The sequence below is a fragment of the Prauserella sediminis genome (assembly GCF_014195435.1).
In the GTDB taxonomy this organism is placed as follows: domain Bacteria; phylum Actinomycetota; class Actinomycetes; order Mycobacteriales; family Pseudonocardiaceae; genus Prauserella; species Prauserella salsuginis.
This window is the reverse complement of record NZ_JACIBS010000001.1, coordinates 1,947,125-1,971,211: the sequence shown is the minus strand read 5'-3', so window position 1 is coordinate 1,971,211 and position 24,087 is coordinate 1,947,125. Positions and strand designations below refer to the sequence as shown.

Here is a 24,087-nt window from a genome sequence, read left to right as displayed (position 1 = left end):
GTCACGGAAACGCGAAAACGGCCGCCCTCCGGGCGGCCGTGGTGAACATGCGCAAGGTCAGGGCCGCCGGTCGGCGGCCCACCACATGGCGATTCGAGTGCGCATACGTCGATGATATCCGATCCGCGCTGCCGATCCGCCGACGACGCCCACGCAACACGACGGCGCACCGGGGCACGGCTGAGAGCCGACACGGCCGGATTCCGGGGGTTGTCCCCATGGCAGACACCCGCGTGGTTGTGGATCGTCGGAGCATGACTCGTCCACATGAGCTACTGCGATTCGGCTTCACGGCCTGGCGCCTGCCCGCGCGAAGTCCCGGCTTCGACCGCAAGATAGTCCACTATGGACTTTCCGCCGTTGCCGTCGTCGCCGCCGTGCTGATCGTGTACCTGATCCTGGCGGGGTGGCTGTATCCACTGCGACCGGACACGATCGAGCACCTCGCACATCCGTTCGCGGACGCGCTCGGCGCCGGCACGTGGGGCGGCCCGACACTCGTCGGCGCGTGGGCCGTGCACGCCGCCATCGCGGTCGTCATGCAGCTCGCGGCGCTGGTGGTCATCGCGCTCTGCCGGGCGGGCATCGTCCCCCGCCGCGGCGTGGGAGGTCAGCTGGAGTGACGTTCGCGGTAGTCGAACGGCACACCGCCCTGGGCGCACGCCCGCTCCAGCAGGTCGCGCACCCGCTCGGCCTCAGCCTTGTCCGGCACACCCAGGTTGGCCTTGATCTTCTGCCCGGTGAACACGCTCCGCTGCGGTTCCGTCGTCGTGCGCGCCTTCACCGCCGCACCGTCGGCGAGTACGAGCAGGGCGTGCATACCGACCTTGCCCTTCCCGCCCATATTGGTCAGGACCTCCAACCGGAACTGGGACAACTCACGCCACGAGAGCTGGAAACCGCCACGCGTGATCGGACCCGACGGCGTGACGATCAGGTCGATCAGGTCGTCGCCCGCGTAATTCGCACTGCGCTTCGCCCGCGGATACAGCACCAACGTGAACATCGCACATCCGGCCACACCGAACGCGAGCAGCAGCCAGCGCACCGGCGGCTCCAGGAAGAACGCGAGCACGCCCATGACCAGCAGTTCGAACACGCCCGTGTACAGGTAGGTCGTCGCGAGGCGGTTCTGTGCCGACGAGTCGGCGACATGACGGTAGATCTCGCCGTGCCGCTGGGCGGGCGGCATGGCCGGGGCACGAACGGGGTCAGTCATGACACTCCTCGGACGTCGGGCAGCACCGCGGATCCTACGAGAACCGACACGTCGGTGGTGCCGGATTCCGCGTTCCCGCACCGGCACCGGCTCGCGGCGGCACGAGCGGCCGCCACCGTGTGGACGGTCGGCGTCGTGGGCACCGGGGCCGGCGAGTATGGGACGGCGGGTGCTGGGATCGGCGAGTGTTGACTTCAAGTTAACTCGAAGTCCTAGCGTTCCTTTCAAACGAGAGAAGGGAACCGAGATGAGGAAGATCGCCGACGACCTGTGGGAAACCGAACCCGAGTACCCGTTCCCCGGGCTGAGCACCCACGCCTACCTCTGGCTCGCCCCGGCCGGCAACGTGCTGTTCTACAACACGACCCACGACACCGAGTTCGACCGCATGGCCGAGCTGGGCGGAGTCGCCGACCACTACCTGAGCCACCAGGACGAGATCGCACCGTCGCTCCGGACGATCAAGGAACGCTTCGGCTCGACCCTGCACACCCACGCGACCGAAGCCGACCTGGCAAGCGAGGTCACCCCGGTCGACGACGCCTTCGAAGGCAGGCACGTGACCGCCTCGGGAATCGACGTGATCCCGACACCGGGACACACCCCCGGCAGCGCCTGCTTCCTAGTGCCCGTTTCCGGTCGGACGTATCTGTTCACGGGCGACACGCTCTACGTCGACCCGAACGGCCACTGGCGCGCCGGCTACATCCCCGGCATGAGCGACCACGCTCAGCTCACGTCGAGCCTGGGCGACCTGGCGACGCTGGAACCCGATGTCGTCGTCTCCAGCGCGTTCGCCGGCGACTCCGGAGTGACCGAACTGGGGGAGCGCAGGTGGGCGGACTGCGTACAGGAGGCACTGGCCGCGCTCGAACCACAAGCGGCGAGCAGCAGCTGACACACGGTGTCCGGACGCCCGGGCGATACACGAGCGTCCGGACGCCGTGCTCTGCCGCGTCACGGCGACGGGGTCGTGGCGGGGCCGCCGTAGCGACGGGACCGCGGCGGCACCACAACCGCGGCGGCGGAACCACGGCGGTGTCACCACGGCGGCGCCACGGCCACGGCGTCACGCCCAGACAGCTCTAGTGCCACGGCGCCGCGGTTCCAGCACGGCGCTGCGACCGCGGCGCGCCACACCGCCACACCCGCCTCGATCACCGCCCCAACCTCGATCACCGCCCCAACCTCGACCGCCGCACCCATCCCCACCGCTGCAACGTCCGAACCATCCGGGTGACGACCGATCGCGCGCACGAGAATCGGGATATAGCAGGCGAAGCGCACAAGAGGACCCGACCACAGCCACCATTCGGGTGATGCATGCCATTCGATGTCACGGCGTGATAACGGACAGGGGAAGTGCGGCGATACGCCGGATGACCCCATACACATCCCCGACGCGAGATGGAGATGGCCCATGTGGACATCTGCCTCGGCGGGTGCGCTCGGAATCGCAGGACTGGCCGCATGGTCGGTCACGGGCGTGCCCGCATTCCTGGTGGCAGGACTGGCGTTCCTGCTGCTGCTTTCGCTCGTGGTGCTGTCACCGAGCCCCTCGCGGTAACACCGCGACAGGCACCACGTACACGTCGGCCGAGCACGCCAACCCCGGGCGCGCGCCGCGGACACCCCCGATCGCCACGAAGGAACCTCCCCGGTTCCGTCCCGAATCGTGACGAGTCCGCGACGTCGCAGGCGATGCAGGCCGTCGGTGACCGGACACGAACGGCGCCGGACCGGTAGCCCCGAACCGGCCGGCGCCGTTCGTGCCCATCCCGTGCGACGAACCCGTTCCCCGGGGCAACCTGGTTGAATCCGATCGAACACCGCCACGCGGAGCGTTCCCCTTCGGGTGGCGATGGGAGACGGGTGGACGCAACCACGGGGTCCACGGGGTTCGTCCGCCACAGGAGGCGTGCATGGGTATGCGCACGATTGCGCTGGTGCACAGTCCGTTCCTCGGGCCGGGGAGCATGCGCCCGCTCGCCGACGTGCTCGTCGCACGCGGACATCGCGTCGTCGTCCCCGATCTACGCGACGGCCTGCGGGCCACGCCGTGCCACGACGGCATCGCCGCCCGGTTCGCGGCCCAGGTTCCCGGCGAGCCACTGCTCGTCGCCGGGCACAGCGGCGCAGGCCCGCTCCTGCCGCATCTCGCGCGGCCCCGCCCCGGCAGTCACGTCGTCTATGTCGACGCCGGCCTGCCCACTCCGGGCCGGAGCTGGCACGACACCGCACCCGCCGAGCTCTACGACACCCTGGCGAGCGGCGCCACCGTCGAGGACACCGGCGACCGCACCGAACTGCTCCTGCAGCCCTGGCACACGTGGTTCGACCCGAGCCCACTCACCAGCGAGGCCCTCCGCGACGCCGTCCTGCCCGACGAACCGCGCGTGCCCGTGCGGTTCCTCCGCGAGCCGCGTCCCCACACCGATGAGCCACCGAGCGCCTACCTGCGGCTGTCGGCCCCCTACGACAGTGCCGCCGAGCACGCACGCGCCCGCCACCTGCCCGTCCGGTCACTCCCGGCGAGTCACCTCGCCACGGTGGACGATCCCGAACCGGTCGCAGCGGCCGTCGAAACGCTGGCCCGCGCCCTCGACTGAAGGTCGGACCCGTCGGGCATCCTGGGCCGAGCCACGCACCGCCGCCGACGCCGACGTCCTGGGGCCATCATGCGCACGCTCGCCATCACGCAGAACATGACGCTCGACGGCTGCGTCGAGATGCTCGATTCCTGGTCTGACCCGACGGTCGAGTTCGACCCGACAGCCGACAACACCGAGCTCGTCGCGGAGAATCGCCGCCATCAGGACCGGTGCGACGCGGTCCTGCTCGGCAGGCAGACGTTCGAGGACTTCCGCGGCTTCTGGCCGAACCAGACCGGCGAGGTCGCCGACTTCCTAGACCGGGTCGACAAGTACGTGGTCACCGGCACGCTGACCGACCCCGGCTGGCAGAACACCCACCTCATCGGCACCGACGACCCGGTCGCGGCGATCCGCGAGCTCAAAGAACAACCGGGTTCGGACATCGTCGTCACGGGCAGCATCACGCTCTGCCACTCGCTCATCCGGGCAGGCCTCGTCGACGAGTACCGCCTCTTCGGCTATCCCGTCGTGCAGGGGCGCGGGCGCAGGCTGTTCCCCGACGGCTTCACGCTGCCCCGAATGGCGTTGCGTGACATGAAGTCGTTCCCCGGCGGCATCACCTACACCTGCCACACCCCGAGCTGAAACCGCAGCTCGGCCGGTGCGTCAACGTCGGCGTTTCGCCCGTTCGGGTGCCTTGCGGTTCCAGGACTCCTCGATCAGTTCGTGCAGTTGCGCCTCGTCGACGATGTCGAGGTCGACGAGGATCGCGCCGTAACCGTCGTAGTGCGACGTGGTGTAGAAGGCCGGTTCACCGGAGGCCAGTAGTGCTTCCTTCTCGTCCAGGCCGCACAGCAGCACCAGCCCGCCCTCGGCGTCGGTGCGCAGTCGCGCGAAGCTCTTGCCGTTGACCTTCAGTGCGGGCGTGCCGTACGAGGTCGACTCCTCGACTTCCGGCAACGCGGTCGCGAACGTCACCACGTCGGCCCATTTCGGCATCCCGGCACACCCCTCTTACCGGTCGGCGTCTGTTCCTGCCGGCACCCGCTCACCGGGCGTGGCCGGCTACGACGAGCGTTCCCGCAGTTCGGCCTGGAATCTCGCGGGCGCAAGCGGGTCGACCTCGCCGAGGGCCGCGAGCTGCGCGTCCCTGCTGCGGGCACGCTGACGGTCAGCGCGGCGGTCTTCCCACGTCACGATGACCGCGGCGACAGCAAGCAGCAGGACGAAAAGCCCGAGCACCGATGCCAAGTACACGCCATCTCCTTTGATGCCGGCCTGTGTGGCAGATCACACAGCATAGGCAATCGGTCACCCTCGGCGCCACCCCACCGCCCGGATCACTACGGCACGTCTCCACGAACCGGCTGTGACCAGCGATGTATCAACCGTTTGCGCGCCGCAACCAGCGCGTAGCCGACCGAAAGGGCACACTCCGCCTAGGAACTGAATAAAACATCGGCTCATCGCGTCATGAGGTCGAGGCTCGCCAGTCACAGCTGCGAACGACAGCGAGCAGATCTCGCCGGGGGACCGTGGCGACACGGCGGCGAACACGTCCGCGAGGACGTGCGGAGACGGAGTGGTTATGGCGCAAAGCATCGACAGAAGCCGCCCAGCAGGCGGCCTGGGACCTTCGGGAACGCGAACCCTCACGGTCGCGGCCCTCGACCCGGTCCCGGTCTTCCGGGAAGGCCTGAACGTCCTGGTCAGCAAGACGCCGGGACTGCAGTGGGCGGGCCACGCAGCGAGTCATCACGCGTCGCTGCAGCTGTGTGAACAGCTGCGGCCGAACATCGTGATCCTGGACTCGGGCTTCGATCCGCACTGCCACCTGGTGCGACTGCTCCGGGACGGCGATCCGACGCTGGTCGTCGTGGTGCTGGTTCGGGATGCGCACCGCACCCCGCAGTTCCTGTCGGCTGCATCGGCCGCGGGTGCCCACGCGACCGTGCCGCGCACGGCCGAGCCCCGCCGCCTCGCGGAGGCGATCCGGCGGGCACACATCGACCGCCGCTACACCGATCCGGCGCTCGCCGCGCTGACGGCGCGTCCGAAGCGGCAGCCTGCGGCCGACGCGACGGGCACGGGCGGCAAGCAGCAGATGCCACTGTCGCGACGCGAGTACCAGGTGCTGCAGCTGGTGGCTGAAGGTCTGGAGAACTCGGCGATCGCCAAGACGCTGTTCCTGTCCGTGGAAACCGTGCGCACGCACGTCAAGAGCATCCTGCGCAAGCTGTCGGCGCGAGACCGTACGCACGCGGTGACGAAGGCGTTCCGGTCGGGAATCCTCATCCCGCGCCCCGAGGAGAACACGGCGCCGTCGGCCGACAGCTCGCCGGGACCGCCGCCGCAACATGCCCCGCAGGCGCACACTCCGCCCCAGCACGCCCCGGCGGCGAACACGTCGTCGGCACCGCCGACCGCACCGGCCTGACGCGGCCACCGCGCCCCGGGCCACTCGCGGTTCACCCGGAGTCACGCTGTCGCGACCATCCGAAAGGACGGAAGAGCGGAGACGAGACCCAGAAAACACCGCTACGACTTGCCGCCGATTACTTAGTAGTAATATCCTTAAGTTACCGGCGAGTAGGGCCGTGTTGTCCGGAGCTGTCCACATCACGGGCTGTGTATGGACGTACGAACAGCGCCCCGGCCGCCACACCCGAACAACCTTCGTACGGAGCGACGACATGGGCCACTACAAGAGCAACGTGCGGGACCTGGAGTTCAACCTCTTCGAGGTCCTCGGCATCCAGGACCGGCTCGGCAAAGGCGTACTGGCCGAGTCCGACGAAGACACCGCCCGCGGCGTGCTGTCCGAGCTGAACAACCTCGCGACGGGACCGCTGGCCGAGTCGTTCGAGGACGCCGACCGCAACCCGCCGGTGTACGACCCGAAGACCTTCTCCGCCACGCTGCCGGAGCCGTTCAAGAAGAGCTACCAGCAGCTGTGGGACGGCGAGTGGTGGCGGCTGGGCCTGACCAACAAGCTCGGCGGCTTCGGCCTTCCGCCGACGGTGCAGTGGGCCGCCTCCGAGCTGATCCTCGGCGCGAACCCGGCGCTGTACATGTACATGGCAGGCCCGAACTTCGCGATGGTCGTCGACCAGAACGGCACCGAGGAGCAGCAGCGCTGGGCGCAGCTCATGATCGACCGCGCCTGGGGCGCCACGATGGTGCTGACCGAGCCGGACGCCGGTTCGGACGTCGGCGCGGGCCGCACCAAGGCCGTGCAGCAGGAGGACGGCTCCTGGCACATCGAGGGCGTCAAGCGCTTCATCACCTCGGCCGACCAGGACATGACCGAGAACATCATGCACCTGGTGCTGGCCCGCCCCGAGGGTCACGGCCCCGGCACCAAGGGCTTGTCGTTGTTCCTCGTGCCGAAGTACCACTTCGACACCAACACCGGCGAGATCGGCGAGCGCAACGGCGCCTACGTCACCAACGTCGAGCACAAGATGGGCCTGAAGGTCTCCACCACGTGTGAGCTGACGTTCGGCCAGCACGGCACGCCCGCCAAGGGCTGGCTGCTGGGCGAGGTGCACAACGGCATCGCGCAGATGTTCCAGGTCATCGAGTACGCGCGCATGATGGTCGGCACGAAGGCCATCGCGACGCTGTCGACCGGTTACCTCAACGCGCTCGAGTTCGCCAAGGAGCGCGTGCAGGGTCCGGACCTGACCAAGCAGACCGACAAGAGCGCCCCGCGCGTGACGATCACGCACCACCCGGACGTGCGCCGCAGCCTCATGCTGCAGAAGGCCTACGCCGAGGGCATGCGCGCCGTGTACCTCTACACGGCGTCGTTCCAGGACCAGGTGTGGACGCAGGAGGACCCTGGCTCCGACGAGGAGTCGATCAAGCTCGCCGAGCGCGTCAACGATCTGCTGCTGCCGATCGTCAAGGGCGTCGGCTCCGAGCGCGCCACCGAGCAGCTGGTGCAGTCGCTGCAGACGTTCGGCGGTTCCGGCTTCCTGCAGGACTACCCGATCGAGCAGTACATCCGTGACTCGAAGATCGACTCGCTCTACGAGGGCACCACGGCCATCCAGTCGATGGACTTCTTCTTCCGGAAGATCGTCCGCGACAAGGGCCAGGCGCTGACCTACATCGCCGGCGAGATCTCGAAGTTCGTGGAAGGCGGAGCGTCCGAGCCCGATTCGCGCCTGAAGAAGGAGCGGGAGCTGCTCAAGCAGGCTCTCGACGACGTCCAGGGCATGCTCGGCTCGATGATCGGCAACCTGACCTCGGCGCAGGAGGACGTGAACAACGTCTACAAGGTCGGCCAGCACAGCGTGCGGTTCCTGCTCTCGGCCGGCGACCTGATCGTCGGCTGGAAGCTGCTGCAGCAGGCCGAGATCGCGCTGGGCAAGCTCGACGAGGCGAGCGGCAAGGACAAGTCGTTCTACGAGGGCAAGGTCGCCGTGGCGTCGTTCTTCGCCAAGCAGGTGCTGCCGGAGCTCACCGCCCGCCGCGCCATCGCGGAGGCCGCCGACAACGACCTGATGGAGGTCGACGAAGCGGCGTTCTGATCCCCGCGATCGAACACCACGACCGAAAAGGGCACCCCGGCCGCGACTCGATTCGCGCGCCGGGGTGCCCTTTTCGTGTTCGTTCGCCTGAACTGCGGGTTGGCAGTGCGATCATTGGGTACGCACAGACTGCCGCCCGCCGTCGGCGGGCGGGAGCGCACGCAGACACGCAGGAGGCTCGGCATGGAGATTTCGGGCATCATCTCGGCGATCGTCGTCGGGCTCATCATCGGCGCGCTCGGCAGGCTCGTCGCACCCGGCAAGCAGAAGATCGCCATCTGGCTGACCCTGCTCGTCGGTATCGTCGCGGCGTTCGTCGGGACGGCCATCGCCCGCGGCCTCGGCTACGCCGACACCGACGGCTGGGACTGGCTCGAACTCATCACCCAGGTCGTCGTCGCCGCCATCGGCGTTTCCCTCGTCGCAGGCTTCGCGGGCAAGGACCGCAAGAAGGTCGACCGCTGAGCCCGTCCACGGGCTCACGCGGGCGGCGGCAGGGGCCTCGGCGGCGACGGAGACGAGTAGACGACGCGGGTCGTGACGCTGCCGAGGCCCGGCCCGGCCTGCCGGCTGTTCAGCCTCGACTGCGGTCGACCTGCTGCGAACGCTCGTCACCCGGAAGGAACGGCCACCCGGGGCGTCGCGGGTCGCCGCCGCCGTCGTCGCCCCCGTCGTTGCCGCCGCCGTCACCCGATTCGCAGACCACGCGCGGCACCGGCCGGTAGGTCACGGTCGTCGACTGCCGGTCCACGACACGGTCGCCGCGCAGTGCCTTCACCACGCGCGTGTCGGTGACGGTGAAGCCCTCCGCGCCCGACGTCTCCTCACAGCCCGGACCGCGGTCCCGCTTGACCGGCGGGGACTTCACGTCCGTGCGGTCACTCGTCGACCCGCTGACGCGGTACTGCTTCGTGCTCCACAACCGCACCGTCACACTGTCGCCGGATGTCCAGGCCTGCACCGCGACACCGCTGTCGAGGTTGTTGGTCAGCGACATGTCGACCGACGAGCCGTCGGGCAGGTGTGACACGGCGTCTCGGCCCGCGGGGTAGCGGTCGACGAACGTCGGGTGCGCCCTGTGGCCCGCGTCCTTCAACCCGGCTTCGTACGCGGCGTTGTACAGCGTGCTCGTCAGCTGTGACACGCCGCCGCCGATGACGCGCGGGCCGGTGCCGCCGGAGTACAGCGGCGCCTCGACGTAGCCCTTCGACGACGTGCGCGGGCCGGTCGCCGCTTCGAGGCTGAACGTGTCACCGGGGCGCACCACGGAACCCGTCACCGCGGCGGCCATCGTCGACACGTTCCGCGCTGCGGCACCGGAGAGCCCGCCGGTCGTGAATTCGCCGACGACCTCCTTCATGCCCAGCTTGCGCAGCTCCTCGGTGCTCACGTCGGGCGCCTGCACCTGGTACACGACCTCGAGCGTGCGCCCCTCCTGCTTGCCCGCCACGGTGAAGAACGGCGCGAACGTCTCCTGCCAGTCGATCTGCCTGCCTTCCTTCGACGGTTCGACCGAGGGCCGCGAGCCCGCGAACACCAGCTCGGCGTTCGACGCGCGCCGTTCGGTCTCGCCCAGCCGCGGGATCAGCACGTCCTGCAGCTTCGCCCGGTCGAGGGTCACCTGCAGCGCGCCCTCGTCCGACGGTTCGTGCTGCATCGCGTCACTGATGTGCCGCGGGGTAAGCGTGGCCGTCGTCTTGTCGGCGCGCACCGTCACGGGGCCGGACACGAGCGGTTTCGTCTGCTCGAGTGCCCGCCGCACGGCCTCCTCGGTCGTCTTCGCCGGCGTGACGTCGACGTCGAGCGTCACGCCCTTGTCGGCCAGCCAGTCCGCCTTGATCTGCTTCATCGCGCCGTCGACGTCGGTGAGGCGCTGCCCCTGCCGCGGCATGATCGGGAACGGTTCGACCGCGCTGCCTTCCACGGTGCGGAACCCGACGTCCCCTTCGCGCACCTCGTGGTTGATCTCGCCCGCGGCCAGACCGTTGATCGCCTCGCGCAGCACGTCGTCGTCGGCCGAGGACACGACGCCGATCTCCCGCGTGGTGAACAGCGACGTCAGCCGTGACAGCGGATCGATCGGCTGGTTGCCCGCACGTTCGACCGTGCCGGCCCAGTCGAGGCCGAGGCCCGCGTCGGCCGGGTCGAGACGGGTCGTGACATCACCGGCTCGCACGGGCAGCGGGTCCGTGAGCTGCGGGCCGAGCTCATCGCGCAGCTTCTCCTCGGCGTCGGCGCGATTCAACCCACCGACCTCGACGCCCGCCACGGTCACCCCGCGCGGCACGTCGCCCAAGCTGGTGATCAGGTCCACCAAGTACACGAACAGCAGCGCGACGACCGTGCCGCCGAAGATCATGAACGCCTTGCCGATGCCGCGCTGGATCCGCGTGCGTGCGGGCGGCTTGCGGGGGTCGGCCGGTCCGAGCAGCTCATCGGCCAGGCCGACCTCGCCACTGCCCGCGGCGACCTCGTCGCGGTACCGCACGCTCGGATACGCCGAGAACGCCGCGGCGGGCAGGTCCGTACCGGTGGCCTCCGGGTCGGTGTTGTCGGCGGGCCACGCAGGGTCGTGCGAGAGCAGCCAGTTGTCCGGCAGGTTCAGCGAACCGTCGTCCTCATGGACCTCGTACCCGCCGTGACCGGCCTCGCCGTGCTCACGCGGGGAGTGGGCAGAGCCGCCCTCGGGGTGGGCCGGGTGTTCCCACGGCCGGTCCAACTCGTCGCGCACCAGCCCTCCCGCGTGGTCGGCGTTACAAGTACAAGCCTGTGCCCTGTTCGGTCCGCTCACTCGCGATCGCGTGGATGTCACGCTCACGCATCACTAGGTAGGCGTCGCCCTGGATCTCCACCTCGAGCGGGTCCTCGGGGTTGAACAGGACCCGGTCACCGATCTTGATGTTGCGTACGTTGTTGCCGACGCCGAGGACGTCGCCCCAGCAGAGCCGGCTTGCCATCTGCGCAGTCGCCGGGATGACGATGCCGCTGCTGCTGCGCCGCTCACCGTCGTCCGACGGCTGCCGCACGAGCAGCCGGTCGTGCAGCATCTGGATTTCGAGCTTCGCGTTCGAATCCGCGTTGTTCCGGGGTTCCACCACGCGTTCATGTTAAGCCCCCGACGGACCCGGGTTCCCGGACATCACCAGGCTCAGCTCGCCGTCACCACCGCGCTCGACGCGGATCGGCACACCCCAGTCCTGGCGGGTGACCCGGCAGACGGGGTGCTCGGCGTCGATGTCGCAGCTGGCCGCCTGGGCGACGACCTGCAGCACACCCTCGGTCACCTCGTCCGAGAGGCGGATCAGGCGCGACAGGTCGGTGTCGGCGCCGTCGCCCTCGACGAGCAGTTCCGGCGGGGACGCGCTCACCTCGAGACGGGTCGACGGGCCGTAACGCTCGTCGAGCTTCTGCCCCGGCGGCGGGGTGAACACCACGTTCAGCTGCACCGCTCCCGAAGCCAACACCGTCGCGGGCCTGCGCACCTCGAGCGCCTCGCCCGCGACCTGATCGGCGTCCGACATCTCCAGCGGCGTCAGCCGGTGCGCGCCCGTTTCGACGACGAACACCACGCCGCCGGAGACGACGAGGCCGGCCGGTTCGGCCAACCCCGACGCGATCGTGACGACCTCACCCGTCGCGGGGTCGTAGCGGCGGATCGCACCGTTGTAGGTGTCGGCGACGCCGACGGTGCCGTCAGGCAGCACGGCCACCCCCTGCGGGTGCTGCAGCAGCGCGTGGGCGGCCTTGCCGTCGCGGTGGCCGAAGTGGAACAGGTCCGTGCCGACGGCGGTGTACACGGCGTAGCCGTCATCGCCGTCACCCTCGATCCACCGCAGCGCCGAGGTCTCGGCGTCGACGAACCACATCCGGTTGCGGCCCACTGCCAGTCCGGACGGCTGCGCGAGGAACGCCTCGTCGGCGCGGCCGTCGCGCAGCCCCTCGGTGGTCGTGCCCGCCAGCCTGCGCACCGTGGCATCGACCGGGTCGAACAGGCCGAGAGTGTGGTTGCCCGCCATCGCGACGACGACACCGCCGGGGCCGCCGTCGGCCTCGTCCCACCAGCACACGTCCCACGGGCTGGTCAGGTCGACGTCGAGTGCCTTGCCCGTGTCGTCGCCGTCCCGCCACTGCTCACCGGTGCCGGCCACGGTCGTCACGGCGCCGTTCGACAGGTCGACGCCCCGCAGGGTGTGACCCGCCGTGTCGGCGACGACCAGGTGGTAGCCGACCCGCTGGGCGACCGCCTCCGGCAACAACGTCAGACCCGACGGCTCGGCCAGCGACGCCACGTCGAACGCCCCGTCGCGGCCGCCGCGCTCGCCACTGCCGAAGCGGCGCACGACCGTCTCGGCGTCCGAAGCGAACTCGGCGACGCCGTGCCCCGCGGTGTCGGCCACGAGCAGCCGGCCGCCCGACGTCGCGACGGCCTTCGCGGGGAAGCGCAGTTCGGTGTCGGCCGTCTCGTCGGCCACGTACGGGTTGCCGCCGCGGCGCAGCGTGCCCTTCGCGTCGTGGGTCTCGACCAGCTCGCCGACGACGCGGCGCAGCGCCTCGCCGTGACCCTCACCTGCGGCGACATGCGCGATGTAACCCTCGGGGTCGACGATCACGAGGGTCGGCCACGCCTTGATCGCGTACTGCCGCCACGTCGTCATGTCCGGGTCGTTGAGCACCGGGTGGTGTACGCCGTACCGCTCGACGGCCGCAGCGATCGCGTCGCGCTCACCCTCGTGCGTGAACTTCGGCGAGTGCACCCCGATGGTCACGAGCACGTCGGCGAACTCGTCCTCGATGGGGCGGAGTTCGTCGATCACGTGCTGACAATTGATGCACCCCGACGTCCAGAAGTCGAGCAGGACGATCTTGCCTCGCAGGCCCGCGAGGCGGAGCCGCTCGCCACCCGTGTTCAGCCAGTCGGTGCCGGCGAGCTCGGGCGCGCGGACATGCTGCCGCGCGGCGCTGCTCGCGGGCACTGGGTCGGTGTCACTCACATTTCCAGTGAACGTCATCGGACCGGAAAGGTGAGCCCCCGCGTGCGGCATTACACCCGCGAGAGCGATCACCCTCGAGTGAGGGAATGCGGAGGGTGTTTCCGCACGTCAGCTGTCACGGCCGCACTGCGCCGATCGGGCGCGGGCCGAACGGGGGCCACACACACCGGCCATCACCGGGCGCGGTAATCCGCCGACCGCCGGCTGGTCACCTCGGCCGAGTAGGCGGGCGCGGCGACGCGGAGCCCGCCGGACTCAACCTCCGGCGGGCGCACCTCCCGCAGGTTCGCGCCAGGGTCAACCGGCCGTCACGGACTCCGCACGCCGCTTCACGCCCGCGAGCGTCTTGTCGATGTTGCGCTTGTTGATACCGGCTCGGTCCATCGTGCCGACGACCACGCCCGTGACCACCCTGGCCCAGCCGGGGCGGCGGTCCCACGTGCTCTCGACGACCCGGCAACCGTCACCGTCCGGTTCGAAGTCGTACTGCCACCGGGCCACCTTCAGCGGACCGACCGCGACGTCGAAGGCGAACTTCTCACCCTCCGCGGCGTCGGTCACCGTCGCCGTCGTGCTCCACCGGAAGAAACCGTTCCGATTGCGGCCGCGGAACCTGGCGCCCGGCACCGACTCGGTCGCCCCGCCCAGCCAACGGAAACCCTCGTACTCGCCCGCGAGCTCGGCCAGCACGCCGGGATCGCTGACCAGCGAATAAACCTGTTCCGGCGAGGCGTCGATGTGGATCGAACCGGAGGCGTCGGGCTCCTTCGCGGTCGACATGGCCGCTCCTCTCGTGTGACGACGTACCGGGGAGTGTCTACCGGCCACCCTGCGCCCGTCGCCATAGCGCAGCCGTGCGACCCGCAGCTCACTTCACGTTGTTACGCCGCAGGGCACGGCCCATACCGGCGGCCGCGGTGGTCGCGAGCACCCAGCCCATCGCCGTGAAACCGGTCGCGACCCACATGTCGGCCCCGCTCAGATGCCACCTGCCCTTGTTGCCGAAGTCGACGATCGGCACCAGCAGATCGACGGTGAACAACACCGGGTTCCAGTTCAGGCCCGTGTCGTCGGCGTTGACCGCACACCGCCTGCCGTCCACGGCCAGCAGCTCCCCGTCCCGGATGCAGCCGTCGACCCCCACGCCGAACCACACACTGCCCGCGACCAGGAGCAACAGCAGCAGCACGACCGCCCGCATCGGGCGGTAGCCGTAGCCCACCGTCCACCGCTGCAGCAGGCTCCACAGCCGCACCCCGAGGCCCACGACCGGCTTGCCGTGCGCGAGCGACTCGTACCTGTACTGCTGCTTCTTGGCCAGCACCCAGTCCGCATGCTCCTCGTTGCCGGACGAACGGAGCATCGCCGCGAACTGATCGTACGGGCCCGGCCGGTAGCCGCCGATCGCGTCGTGCAACAGCCGGAGCCTGCGCCTCACCTCCGCGGTGTCGTCGATCCCGATCGGCGTGCCGAGGCTGTCGTAGCGGAAGTCCTCGAGGTCCAGCCCACCGGTCGCCAGCCACAGGCTCCCCTCGGCACCGGTGGCGCCCGTGTCAGTGGCATCGGCGTCCTCGGTGAGCGTGCCGCAATGGGCCCGCAGCAGCACGACCTTCCCGAGCGGCGGACTGCCTGGGGCGAGGACGAACTCGTCGGCGTGAGTGTCACCGGCGTCGAACGCGACCGTCGCGGGATCGTCCGTGCCGTCGACCGCTCCGCACAACTGCGCACCGGTGACGTCGAGCTGCCGCTGGATCTGCGCCCCGTCCATGGTCACCCCACCGCGGGCGGTGAACGGGCGCTTCTCCTCGGCCGTGAGCAGCACGCTGCGGGCCACCCGTACCGACCGCAGGTCCACGGCCCAGTCGCAGCTGCCGTCATCCTTGCGCTCCGGTTTGCCGACCTCGGTGCCCTGCAGATCGATACTGCCGCCCACCGTGATGCCCATCAGCCGCAACGTGCCCTCGGCGTGACACCGCCGGATCTTGAGGTTGCCGGACACGCTGCTGCGGCGCAGCGACAGCACGTCCCGGCCGGGGTGGCTGAACGTGCCGTCGGTGAGGTGGACGTTGCCGCGGATCGTCACATCCGCGATGCGCACCTGCCCCTTGGCGCGGATGCCCTTGCTGTCGAGATCGCCGCTGATCTCGCTGCCGTCGAGGTGCACCGCGCGGTCCCGGAACGGCGGTTTGCGACTCGGCAGCACGCGGATGTGGGACTCGGCCAGCCGCAGTGAACCGCCGAGCCGCGAGTTCACCATGCGCAGCGTGCCGTCGACATCCAAGCCGTCCGACAGCTCCACGTTGCCTTCGACGTGCAGCCGGTCGGCGATCAGCGCCGGATACGGATCGACGTACCAATCGCCCGTCTTCCACGTGTCGACGCCGACCCCGCCCTGTTTGACCTTCAGCTCCGCGCCGCGGAAGTTGAGATCACCGGAGACACGCATGCTCGGCAGGTACAGCAGCCCACGCGTGCGGAAACGCTGCTCGCCGAGCTCGCCGCCGGTCCGGTCGACCTCGCACAACAGGCTGCCGCCGACGACCGCGCCGTTCCCGTTCAACGCGAACCCGTCGGGATTGCGCAACAGCGCACCCGAGAAGTTGACGTTGCCGCCGGTCCGCAGCCCTGGGATGCGCACCTCGCCCTCCGCGTCCAGCCGGTACGCCAGCAGCGCACCGGTGACGAGCAGCCGGTCGGCATGCAGCGCCTTGCCCTGCGGATGGACGATCCGCGTGGCCGTGAACACCGCCGACCCCTCGATGACGGCGTCGGTCAGGTTGACGGCCGCGTCGGGCATGCCGCGGTCGACCCCGTCGGCGCGGCGCATCGTCGTCTCGCCGTCGGTGCCGCCCGCCTCCGCCTCGATGTAGGACTTGATCAGCCGGAGGTCGTTGCCCGTGCGCAGGTTGCGAGCCAGCAGCCCGGGCAGGCGGCAGCGCTGGAACACCAGGCCGAGGAGCTTGGCCTCACGCACATCGGGCGCATGTTCGAACCGGCAGCGTTCGAACCGGAACAGGTAGCGCAGGTCGGCACCGCGCAGATCCAGGCGCCCGGTGATGTAGGCGTTCTCGACCTGCACGATCGGCGCGTTCGTCGACTGTTTCCGCCAGCGCAACAGCCCGCTGAGGCCGCTGTCGAGGACCTGGGGGACCAGTTCGGAGGCATCGACGACGTGATCCGGTTCGGAGTCGGGGTCGAACGGGTCGTAGCGATCGCCGTCGTCGGGCGAGGCAGCCTCGTCCGGGGCACCCGACCTGCCCGGCCTGCCCGGCTTTCCGGCGTTGGCGGTCCTGCCGGGTCTGCGGGCGCGGGGAACACCGAACGCCGGCTTCGGCGGAATCGGCAAGCCCGATCCCGGCGTCCTGGCGTCGGGGACTCTGGCGTCGGGAGTTCGGGCGTCGGGAGTTCTGGCGCCGGGAGTTCCGGTGCCGGGGCTTCCGGTGCCGGGGGCGTCGCGGGACGTGGCGTGGCGTGGCGTGGAGTCAGGCGATGCGGAGGGCGACGGGACGTCGCGCCGATCGATGTCCGGAGCGGGAACCCAGCGCGTGGAGGTGATGTCGACGTGACCGTCCATGGCGCCGGAGGCCGGGACTTCGGCGGTCGGGTGGTCGGCGGCCGGGTGGTCGATGGTCGGGTGGTCGATGGTCGAGGTGTCGGCGTTTGAGGTGTCGGAGTCCGGGGTGTCGTCGGAGCCCGGTGTATCGGAGTCGGGTGTGTCGGAGTCGTCGGCCGACGTGTCGGGGAGGCGGCCACGGGACTCCTCGTCGGGATGGTCGTCGCCCTCGTCGCGACCACCTCGTCGGCGGATGCTCGGCATTGCGCAACGCCCCTCTCTGGTCACCTGCCGACCGGAGCCGGCCCCCGATCACGGTGCGGGCGGCCGAGATGGGAGGCGACACCCGGTACCGATGCGACCGCGCAGAGCGACAACTTACCGCGCAACCGCCCGAAACATCACCCGTTTCAGCGATCTCGCAGCCCCGCCCCGCACAAGGGACTAATCAAGGCCACGGTGGTCGGCGCACGCAGCCACGCGTCAGCGTGGCGATGAGAGGTGGGCGGGTGGGCGCCCTTTCGGGCGCCCCTCGGGGCACCCGAGGGGCTCACCCGGTCAGTGGTGTCACTCGACCTCGGAGGCGTGGACCGGGTTGAGGACGCGGCTGAGGAACGTCTTGGTGCGGTCCTCGACCGGGTCGGCGATGACCTTGGACGGCGGGCCCGATTCGACGATGACGCCGCCGTCCATGAACAGCACCTTGTCGGCGACCTCGCGTGCGAACTGCATCTCGTGCGTGACCACGAGCATCGTCATGCCCTCGTGGGCGAGCTGGCGCATCACCCCGAGCACATCGCCGACCAGCTCGGGGTCGAGCGCAGACGTCGGTTCGTCGAACAGCATCACCGCGGGTTGCATCGACAGCGCCCGCGCGATCGCCACCCGCTGCTGCTGCCCACCGGAGAGCTGCTCGGGCATCGCCCCGGCCTTCTCCGCCAGACCCACCTTCTCGAGGTTCTCGCGCGCGATCCGCTCGGCCTCGCCCTGTTCCCGTTTCAACACCTTGCGCTGCGCGACGGTCAGGTTGTCGAGCACCGACAGGTGGCCGAACAGGTTGAACGCCTGGAAGACCATGCCGATGGAACGCCGCGCCTTGTCGATGTCGACGTCCGGGTCGGTCAGCTCGAAGCCGTTCACCACGACGCGGCCGGAATTGGGCTCCTCGAGCAGGTTCACGCAGCGCAACAGCGTCGATTTGCCGGAACCCGAAGGGCCGATGATGCACACGACCTCACCGCGCTCGACGCTCACGTCGATGCCCTTGAGCACCTCGAGCATGCCGAACGCCTTGTGCAGGCCGGTGATCTCGACGATCGGCCCGCCGCTCGCGGCGGGCGCGTCACCCGTGTCGGCGCTCACGCCGTCACCTCCAGTCCTTCGTCGCGCTTGCGGCCCGCGCGGCGTTCGAGGTACCGCGACAGGTAGCCGAGCGGCACCGTGATGAGCAGGTAGCAGAGGCCGGCCAGCAGGATCGGCGACATCGAGTTGGTCGCGTTCATGCCCTCCCGGCCGAACTTCGCCAGCTCGTACTCCGTACCGAGCAGGCCGAGCAGGTAGATCAGCGACGAGTCCTTCGTCAGCAGGATCAGCTCGTTGGTCAGCGGCGGCAGGATGATGCGGAACGCCTGCGGGATGACGACCGTGAACGTGGCACGCGACTGCGACATGCCGAGCGAGCGGGCCGCCTCGACCTGCCCCTTCGGCACGGCCTGGATGCCGGCGCGCAGCGTCTCCGCGATATAGGCCGACCCGACCAGGCCGAGCGCGATCGCCGCCGTCGAGTAGGTGTCGAACTGGATCTGGAACGCCAGCGGCACACCGAACCCGAGCGCGATGAACACCAGCAGCGCCGGCACCCCGCGGAAGAACTCGATGTACGCGGTGGCGATCCACCGGTAGGGCGCGACCGGGGACAGCTTCATCAACGCCAGGACGAGCCCCACGGCCAGCCCGAGCGCGAACCCGAGCCCGGTGTAGATGATCGTGTTGACCAGCGCCGTGGTGATGATCCCCGGGAACTGGGTGCTCATCGCCTCCAGATTGAAGAACGCGTTGCCGAGCGTTCCCCAGTCGGCGAAGAACGCCACGGCCGCCACGACCAGCACGAGAATCCCGTACTGCACGCCACGGAAGGCCTGCGCCCGCTTGCGCGGCGACATCGGCATGAACCGACTCCTCACACGTTGCCCATCGCAAGGAGCCGGCCCCACGACGGAGGCCGGCCCCTCGAGGAACGATAGTTGTGCCTACTTGCCGCTCTCGTCCGAGCCCTCGCCGTCGTCCTCGGGCGGGGCCTCCCCGAACCACTTCTTGTAGATCTCGTCGTACCGACCGTCCTGCTTGGCGGCGTCGATGACCTCATCGATCTTCGCCTGGAGCGCACCGTTGCCGTCGGCCACGGCGATGCCGTACTGCTCGCCGGTGTCGAACTCGGCGCTGACCTCGAGAGCGTCCTTCGACTTCGTCGCGTACAGCAGCACGGAGTTGTCGTTGATGCCTGCCGAGACGGCACCGTTCTGCACACCCTGCTGCAGCAGCTCGAGGTCCTCGTACTGGCGGGTCTCGTAGCCGTACTTGTCCTTGTTCTCGGTCGCGTACTCCTCGCCGGTGGTGCCCTGCTGCACGCCGAGCACCTTGCCCTCGAGGTCGTCGAGGCCGGCGACGTCGGAATCGGACTTCACGACCAGCGCCTGGTCGGCGTCGAAGTAGCCCTTGGAGAAGTCCATGACGCGGTCGCGCTCGTCGGTGATCGTGATGGCGGCGGCGGCGAGGTCGCAGTCGCCGGCCTCGAACACCTGGCCGGTCTCGATGCCTTCGAAGCTCGTGTCCACCAGCTTCTGCTTCACGCCCAGGTCCTTGGCGACGAGGTCGACGAGGTCGACGTCGAAGCCGACGGTGTCGCCGCCCTTGCGGAACTGGAACGGCTCGTACGGCAGGTGGGTGCAGACGGTCAGCTGGCCATCGTTGATCAGCTCGACCTTGTCGCCCGCCTGGCTATCACCGGCGGTGTTGACCTCCTCGGCGCAGCCGGCCGCGGTAGCGGCCAGCGCCAGCACGGGAAGCACGGCGAGCGAACGGAGCTTGCGCTGCGTGGGTTTACGCCGGGGGTTAAGCACCACGATCTTCACTCCTAGTAGTGGGCACTGGTCGGTGAGGGAATAGTGCCACTCCATATGGGTAGTTGGCACTAGCCGGGTCGTTACATAGCGGTTTCGATACCGATCACGCCCGCGTTGCCCGCCCGACACCCGCCACCGACTACCCCGCGTGTCCTGCACTCAGACCCGCGTGTCCTGCATTCAGACCCGCGTGTCCTGCATTCAGACAGCCGTGTCCCGCACTCGGACCCGCTGTCCTGCATTCACCCGTCACCCGGCCACCGCCCCTCGACGCGCGGGGAGCCGTCCCTCCGCCGGGGACCTGGGAGTGACTTACGTCTACCGCCATTCGGACCGCGGTGGCGTTACCTTGCCAGCATGCCCGCACCACGCGTCTCGCTGCCCGCAGCCGACCTGGCACGCATCGTCGTCTTCGCGGCGTTCATCGCCGTGCTCGGAATCTTCCCCGGCATCTACTTCGGCGCGTCCGGCGTTCCCGTGGTCATCCAGAACGCCGGTCCGCTGCTCGCGGGCGTGCTGCTCGGCGCCCGCCGCGGCACCGCTGCCGTCGTCCTGTTCCTGGCGCTGACGGCCATCGGCCTGCCGCTACTGTCCGGCGGGCGCGGCGGGCTGGCACCGTTCGTGGGCCCGAGCGGCGGGTTCCTGTTCGGCTGGATCCTGTCCGCGCTCGTCGCGGGCCTCATCGTCAGCCGCGCCGCCAAGCCGAACCTGCCGGTCATCGGGCTCGCCACATTCGCGGGGCTGCTCGCCGACTACCTGATCGGTATCCCGTTCCTCGGCGCCTACATCGGCGACCTCGGCGCGGCCGCTGTCCAGTCGCTCGTGTTCGTGCCCGGCGACCTCGGCAAGGTCGCGGCGACGGCGGTGATCGCGGCCGTCGTCCACCGCGCCCTGCCCGGAACCCTGCCCCGGACGGCCCGCTCCGAGTGACCCTCACGGCCCACGTTCCCGCCACGGCCCACGCTGCCGCCCGCACCCTCGCGGAACGCGGCGTGGGGGTCGGCACCCGCATCGCCGTCGAGGGCACCGGCGACGTGCTGTCGTGGCTGCTCGGAGCCGATCTCCTCGGCGCAGCGACGCTCGTGCTCGAACCGACGTGGACGGCCGCCGACCGCGCCGCCGTCCTCGCCGACGCACGGCCTGCGCTGATCGTCGACGGCAGCCCCGATCCCGCGGAATCCATCGCCCGCGACGGCGTGTTCGACAGTGGCCACACCGGCGGCGACGGCGATCCGTACTTCTACCTGCCGACCACCTCCGGCAGCACCGGCACGCCCAAGGTCGGCCTGCGCACGCGTTCCTCCTGGATCCGCAGCTTCGAGGCGCTCGGTCCCGTCGAAGGGCCCGTGCTCGTGGCGGGTCCGCTCAGCTCGTCGCTGTTCCTGTTCGGCGCGCTGCACGCCACGTGGTGCGGCGCCGACCTGCGCCTTCACGACCAGTGGCGGCCCGCCGACGCCCGCGAGGCCGCCACGGTGCACCTCGTGCCCGCGATGCTCGCCGAGCTGGTCGCGGACGCCGAACGCAGGCCGGGCCCTTCGGCGCTGCGGACCGTCGTCTGCGGCGGCGCTCACCTCGGCGATGCGCTGCGTGACCGCTTCACCCGCGCCTTCCCGGAGGCACGGCTGGTCGAGTACTACGGCTCGGCGGAACTGTCCCTGATCGCGATCCGCCGTGACGGCGAGCTGCGCCCGGCCGGCGGTGTCGACGTCGACGTCTCCGACGGCGTGCTGTGGGTGCGGTCGCCGCTGGCCTTCAGCGGCTACCTGCGCGGCGGGACCCTGGAACCCGCAGCCGAGTGGCTCAGCAACGGCGACCACGGGCACCTGACCGGCAGCGGCGGCCTCGTCGTCGACGGGCGCGGATCGGCCGTCATCGCCAGCGGCGGCACGCAGGTGCCCGCCGAACCCGTCGAGGACGCGCTGCGTACCGTCCCGGGTGTGGACGACGCGCTGGTCACGGGCACCCCGCACCCGCGGCTCGGCCTGCTCGTGACCGCGGTCGTGCAGGCCCGGCAGCCGCCGGCTCTGACCGAACTGCGCGCCGCCGTGCGCGACGCCCTCCGCCCCGAGCTGCGGCCACGGCGGTGGCTGTGGACCACGTCGCTGCCACGCACCGCGTCCGGCAAGACCGCCCGGGACGTTGCGCAGCGACAACTGCGGGACGGCACCTTCGACGCCGTCCCGCTGACCGCCCCGGAGACAGCGGTGCCGGATACCGGTTCACCGGGACCGATCGCGGGGACCGAGTCGTGACCGAGCCGGTGGTCATCGCCGCGCGGCGCACCCCGATCGGCCGGGACGGCGGTGGCCTTCGCGAGTACACCGTCGACGAGCTCGCCGCGCCGGTGTTGCGGGCCGCGCTCGACGACGCCGGTGTCGACACGGTCGATGACGTCGTGCTCGGCAACGTGTTCGGCCCCGGCGGCAACCCGGCGCGCGTGGCTGCGCTGCGAGCCGGACTGGGCGTCGGCGTTCCCGGCGTGACGGTCGACCGGCAGTGTGCGAGCGGGCTCGCCGCCATCGCGCAGGCGGCCGCGGCCGTGCGCGCGGGCGAGGGCGAGGCCTACCTGGCGGGTGGCGTCGAGAGCGCGTCGACCGCGCCGCAGCGCGCGTGGCGCGCCGATCCGCCGACGCCGTACTCGCGCGCACCGTTCGCACCGCCGGAGTTCGGCGATCCCGACATGGGTCCCGCTGCCGACCTCGTGGCGGCCGAGGCGGGCATCTCCCGCGAACGTCAGGACGCCTTCGCCGCGCGCAGCCACGCCCGCGCCGTCGCCGCCCGCAGCGAAGGTCGGTTCGACCGGGAACTCGTGCCCGTCGGCGGTATCGCCGCCGACGAACGTCCCCGCTCCGGATTCACGGTCGAACGCCTCGCACGGTTCCGGCCCGCCTTCACCGATGGGGGCACGGCGACGGCGGCCAACTCGTGCGGGGTCAACGACGGCGCCGCGGCGGTGCTCGTGGTGAGCGAACGCCTGCGCGCGCGACTCGGCGTGCCCGGACTGCGGCTCGTGGCGTCGGCGACCAGGGCGTGCGACCCGGCCCGTCTCGGCCTTGGTGCGGTGCCTGCGATGCGGGACGTCCTCGGCTCCGTGCCGGACGTCGTCGAGTTCAACGAGGCGTTCGCCGGGCAGACACTTGCCTGCATCGACGCCGTAGGTATCGACGAACCGGCGGTGAGCCCGGACGGCGGCGCGATCGCGCTCGGCCACCCGTGGGGCGCGTCCGGCGCGGTGCTCGTGGTGCGATTGTTCTCGCGGCTCGTGTGCCAGGGCATGGGCTCGACGGGACTGGCCGCGTTGTCCGCGGGCGGCGGAGTCGGAGTGGCGACGATGTGGACGGTCGTGCGGTGATGTGGACGAAGGACGCCGTGATGTGGACGGGTGCGCGGTGATCGAATTCGAGGGTGTCGGGCACACGTACGACACGAAACCCGTGGTGTCCGATGTGGATATGAAACTCGACGAGCGCCGAGTGGCGTTCGTGGGCGCCAACGGCTCCGGCAAGTCGACCGTCGCACGGATGATCAACGGCCTCGTCGTGCCGACCCGCGGTCACGTGCGCGTCAACGGCCTCGACACCGCATCGGAAGGACGCAAGGTCCGCAAACACGTCGGATTCGTGTTCACCAATCCGGATTCGCAGATCGTCATGCCGACCGCGGGCGAGGACGTCGCCTTCTCGTTGCGCGGCAGCGGGTTGTCCAAAAAGGAGCGTGCTGCCCAGGCGGCCGAGGTGCTCGCCGAGTACGATCTCGACCCGGAACACCCCGCGCACCAGCTCTCCGGCGGACAGAAGCAACTCCTCGCGCTGTGCTCCATGCTCGTGCTCGACCCCGACGTGCTGGTCTGCGACGAGCCGACGACACTGCTCGACCTGCGCAACAAACGCCGGTTCACCGACCTGCTGGCCGGACTGCGGCAACAGGTCGTGCTCGTGACCCACGATCTCGATCTGCTCGACGGCTTCGACCGCGTGCTCGTGTTCGACGACGGCCGAGTGGTCGCCGACGACGAACCCGCCGCCGCTGTCCACTACTACCGGCGGCTGGTGTCATGACGGGGCCGATGC

24 protein-coding genes are annotated in these 24,087 nt (G+C 70.0%); 12 read left to right on the top strand and 12 right to left on the bottom strand.

Annotation, left to right across the window (positions count from 1 at the left end):
- The first annotated feature begins 254 nt into the window (after positions 1-254).
- Positions 255-623 carry a hypothetical protein gene (locus tag FB384_RS08925; protein WP_183781360.1) on the top strand — a complete coding sequence of 123 codons (369 nt, stop codon included), beginning with the start codon at positions 255-257 and terminating at the stop codon, positions 621-623.
- Here the strand turns inward: FB384_RS08925 and FB384_RS08920 are convergent.
- A complete protein-coding gene (locus FB384_RS08920) occupies positions 611-1,219 on the bottom strand; it encodes a hypothetical protein (RefSeq protein WP_183781358.1) in 609 nt (202 codons plus the stop codon). The genes FB384_RS08925 and FB384_RS08920 overlap by 13 nt on opposite strands.
- Positions 1,220-1,466: 247 nt before the next feature.
- On the opposite strand from FB384_RS08920, the gene FB384_RS08915 reads away from it, so the two are divergent.
- Entirely contained in the window at positions 1,467-2,117 is a 651-nt protein-coding gene (locus FB384_RS08915; protein ID WP_183781356.1) for an MBL fold metallo-hydrolase, read from the top strand.
- Positions 2,118-2,260: 143 nt separating this feature from the next.
- On the opposite strand, the gene FB384_RS08910 is transcribed toward FB384_RS08915, so the two are convergent.
- Positions 2,261-2,641: a hypothetical protein gene (locus FB384_RS08910; protein ID WP_183781353.1), complete on the bottom strand. Its 381-nt coding sequence runs from the start codon at positions 2,639-2,641 to the stop codon at positions 2,261-2,263.
- On the opposite strand from FB384_RS08910, the gene FB384_RS08905 reads away from it, so the two are divergent.
- The 3 genes from FB384_RS08905 to FB384_RS08895 all read left to right on the top strand — a co-directional run bounded on the left by FB384_RS08905 (position 2,640) and on the right by FB384_RS08895 (position 4,458).
- The gene (locus tag FB384_RS08905; RefSeq protein WP_183781350.1) at positions 2,640-2,786 is read left to right on the top strand and encodes a hypothetical protein; all 147 of its coding nucleotides are present in this window, start codon (positions 2,640-2,642) and stop codon (positions 2,784-2,786) included. The two genes, FB384_RS08910 and FB384_RS08905, sit on opposite strands and share 2 nt — an antisense overlap.
- Before the next feature lie 355 nt (positions 2,787-3,141).
- The gene (locus FB384_RS08900; protein WP_183781348.1) at positions 3,142-3,828 is read left to right on the top strand and encodes an alpha/beta fold hydrolase; all 687 of its coding nucleotides are present in this window, start codon (positions 3,142-3,144) and stop codon (positions 3,826-3,828) included.
- A gap of 69 nt (positions 3,829-3,897) precedes the next feature.
- Positions 3,898-4,458 (top strand): dihydrofolate reductase family protein, encoded by a 561-nt coding sequence (locus FB384_RS08895; RefSeq protein WP_183781346.1) that lies wholly within the window; start codon positions 3,898-3,900, stop codon positions 4,456-4,458.
- 21 nt (positions 4,459-4,479) lie between these two features.
- Here FB384_RS08895 and FB384_RS08890 read toward each other — a convergent pair whose 3' ends face one another.
- Both FB384_RS08890 and FB384_RS08885 read right to left on the bottom strand, forming a co-directional pair.
- Positions 4,480-4,812: an MmcQ/YjbR family DNA-binding protein gene (locus tag FB384_RS08890; protein ID WP_183781342.1), complete on the bottom strand. Its 333-nt coding sequence runs from the start codon at positions 4,810-4,812 to the stop codon at positions 4,480-4,482.
- A gap of 66 nt (positions 4,813-4,878) precedes the next feature.
- Positions 4,879-5,070, bottom strand: coding sequence for a hypothetical protein (locus tag FB384_RS08885; RefSeq protein ID WP_183781339.1), 192 nt, complete (start codon positions 5,068-5,070; stop codon positions 4,879-4,881).
- 331 nt (positions 5,071-5,401) lie between these two features.
- Here FB384_RS08885 and FB384_RS08880 point away from each other — a divergent pair, with 331 nt between their 5' ends.
- The 3 genes from FB384_RS08880 to FB384_RS08870 all read left to right on the top strand — a co-directional run bounded on the left by FB384_RS08880 (position 5,402) and on the right by FB384_RS08870 (position 8,816).
- Positions 5,402-6,250: a response regulator transcription factor gene (locus tag FB384_RS08880; protein WP_183781336.1), complete on the top strand. Its 849-nt coding sequence runs from the start codon at positions 5,402-5,404 to the stop codon at positions 6,248-6,250.
- Positions 6,251-6,506: 256 nt separating this feature from the next.
- Complete coding sequence (locus FB384_RS08875; RefSeq protein WP_183781333.1) at positions 6,507-8,351, top strand: acyl-CoA dehydrogenase; 1,845 nt, start codon at positions 6,507-6,509, stop codon at positions 8,349-8,351.
- Between the two features lie 183 nt (positions 8,352-8,534).
- Positions 8,535-8,816 carry a GlsB/YeaQ/YmgE family stress response membrane protein gene (locus FB384_RS08870; RefSeq protein WP_183781330.1) on the top strand — a complete coding sequence of 94 codons (282 nt, stop codon included), beginning with the start codon at positions 8,535-8,537 and terminating at the stop codon, positions 8,814-8,816.
- A gap of 109 nt (positions 8,817-8,925) precedes the next feature.
- Here the strand turns inward: FB384_RS08870 and FB384_RS08865 are convergent, their stop codons facing one another.
- From FB384_RS08865 to FB384_RS08830, 8 genes are all read right to left on the bottom strand, one after another.
- Positions 8,926-11,082: a VanW family protein gene (locus FB384_RS08865; RefSeq protein WP_323985173.1), complete on the bottom strand. Its 2,157-nt coding sequence runs from the start codon at positions 11,080-11,082 to the stop codon at positions 8,926-8,928.
- A gap of 22 nt (positions 11,083-11,104) precedes the next feature.
- Positions 11,105-11,398 (bottom strand): GroES family chaperonin, encoded by a 294-nt coding sequence (locus FB384_RS08860; RefSeq protein ID WP_183785204.1) that lies wholly within the window; start codon positions 11,396-11,398, stop codon positions 11,105-11,107.
- A gap of 60 nt (positions 11,399-11,458) precedes the next feature.
- Positions 11,459-13,360, bottom strand: a complete 1,902-nt coding sequence (locus FB384_RS08855) for an NHL domain-containing thioredoxin family protein (protein ID WP_183781327.1) — start codon at positions 13,358-13,360, stop codon at positions 11,459-11,461.
- A gap of 279 nt (positions 13,361-13,639) precedes the next feature.
- The gene (locus FB384_RS08850) at positions 13,640-14,122 is read right to left on the bottom strand and encodes an SRPBCC family protein (RefSeq protein WP_183781324.1); all 483 of its coding nucleotides are present in this window, start codon (positions 14,120-14,122) and stop codon (positions 13,640-13,642) included.
- Between the two features lie 88 nt (positions 14,123-14,210).
- On the bottom strand, positions 14,211-17,159 hold the full coding sequence (locus tag FB384_RS08845; RefSeq protein WP_183781322.1) for an oxidoreductase: 2,949 nt from the start codon (positions 17,157-17,159) through the stop codon (positions 14,211-14,213).
- A 303-nt stretch (positions 17,160-17,462) separates the two neighbouring features.
- Positions 17,463-18,176, bottom strand: coding sequence for an amino acid ABC transporter ATP-binding protein (locus FB384_RS08840; RefSeq protein WP_221213120.1), 714 nt, complete (start codon positions 18,174-18,176; stop codon positions 17,463-17,465).
- 77 nt (positions 18,177-18,253) lie between these two features.
- Positions 18,254-19,063, bottom strand: coding sequence for an amino acid ABC transporter permease (locus FB384_RS08835; RefSeq protein WP_183781319.1), 810 nt, complete (start codon positions 19,061-19,063; stop codon positions 18,254-18,256).
- A gap of 81 nt (positions 19,064-19,144) precedes the next feature.
- Complete coding sequence (locus tag FB384_RS08830; protein WP_183781316.1) at positions 19,145-20,071, bottom strand: ABC transporter substrate-binding protein; 927 nt, start codon at positions 20,069-20,071, stop codon at positions 19,145-19,147.
- A 303-nt stretch (positions 20,072-20,374) separates the two neighbouring features.
- On the opposite strand from FB384_RS08830, the gene FB384_RS08825 reads away from it, so the two are divergent.
- From FB384_RS08825 to FB384_RS08810, 4 genes are read left to right on the top strand one after another with little or no spacing between them, the layout of a single operon-like run.
- Positions 20,375-20,947, top strand: coding sequence for a biotin transporter BioY (locus FB384_RS08825; protein ID WP_183781314.1), 573 nt, complete (start codon positions 20,375-20,377; stop codon positions 20,945-20,947).
- Complete coding sequence (locus FB384_RS08820; protein ID WP_183781311.1) at positions 20,944-22,269, top strand: AMP-binding protein; 1,326 nt, start codon at positions 20,944-20,946, stop codon at positions 22,267-22,269. The genes FB384_RS08825 and FB384_RS08820 overlap by 4 nt, the downstream gene beginning before the upstream one ends.
- Entirely contained in the window at positions 22,266-23,369 is a 1,104-nt protein-coding gene (locus FB384_RS08815; protein WP_183781308.1) for a thiolase family protein, read from the top strand. The genes FB384_RS08820 and FB384_RS08815 overlap by 4 nt, the downstream gene beginning before the upstream one ends.
- Positions 23,370-23,406: 37 nt before the next feature.
- Positions 23,407-24,075, top strand: a complete 669-nt coding sequence (locus FB384_RS08810; RefSeq protein ID WP_183781305.1) for an energy-coupling factor ABC transporter ATP-binding protein — start codon at positions 23,407-23,409, stop codon at positions 24,073-24,075.
- The last annotated feature ends 12 nt before the right edge of the window (positions 24,076-24,087 follow it).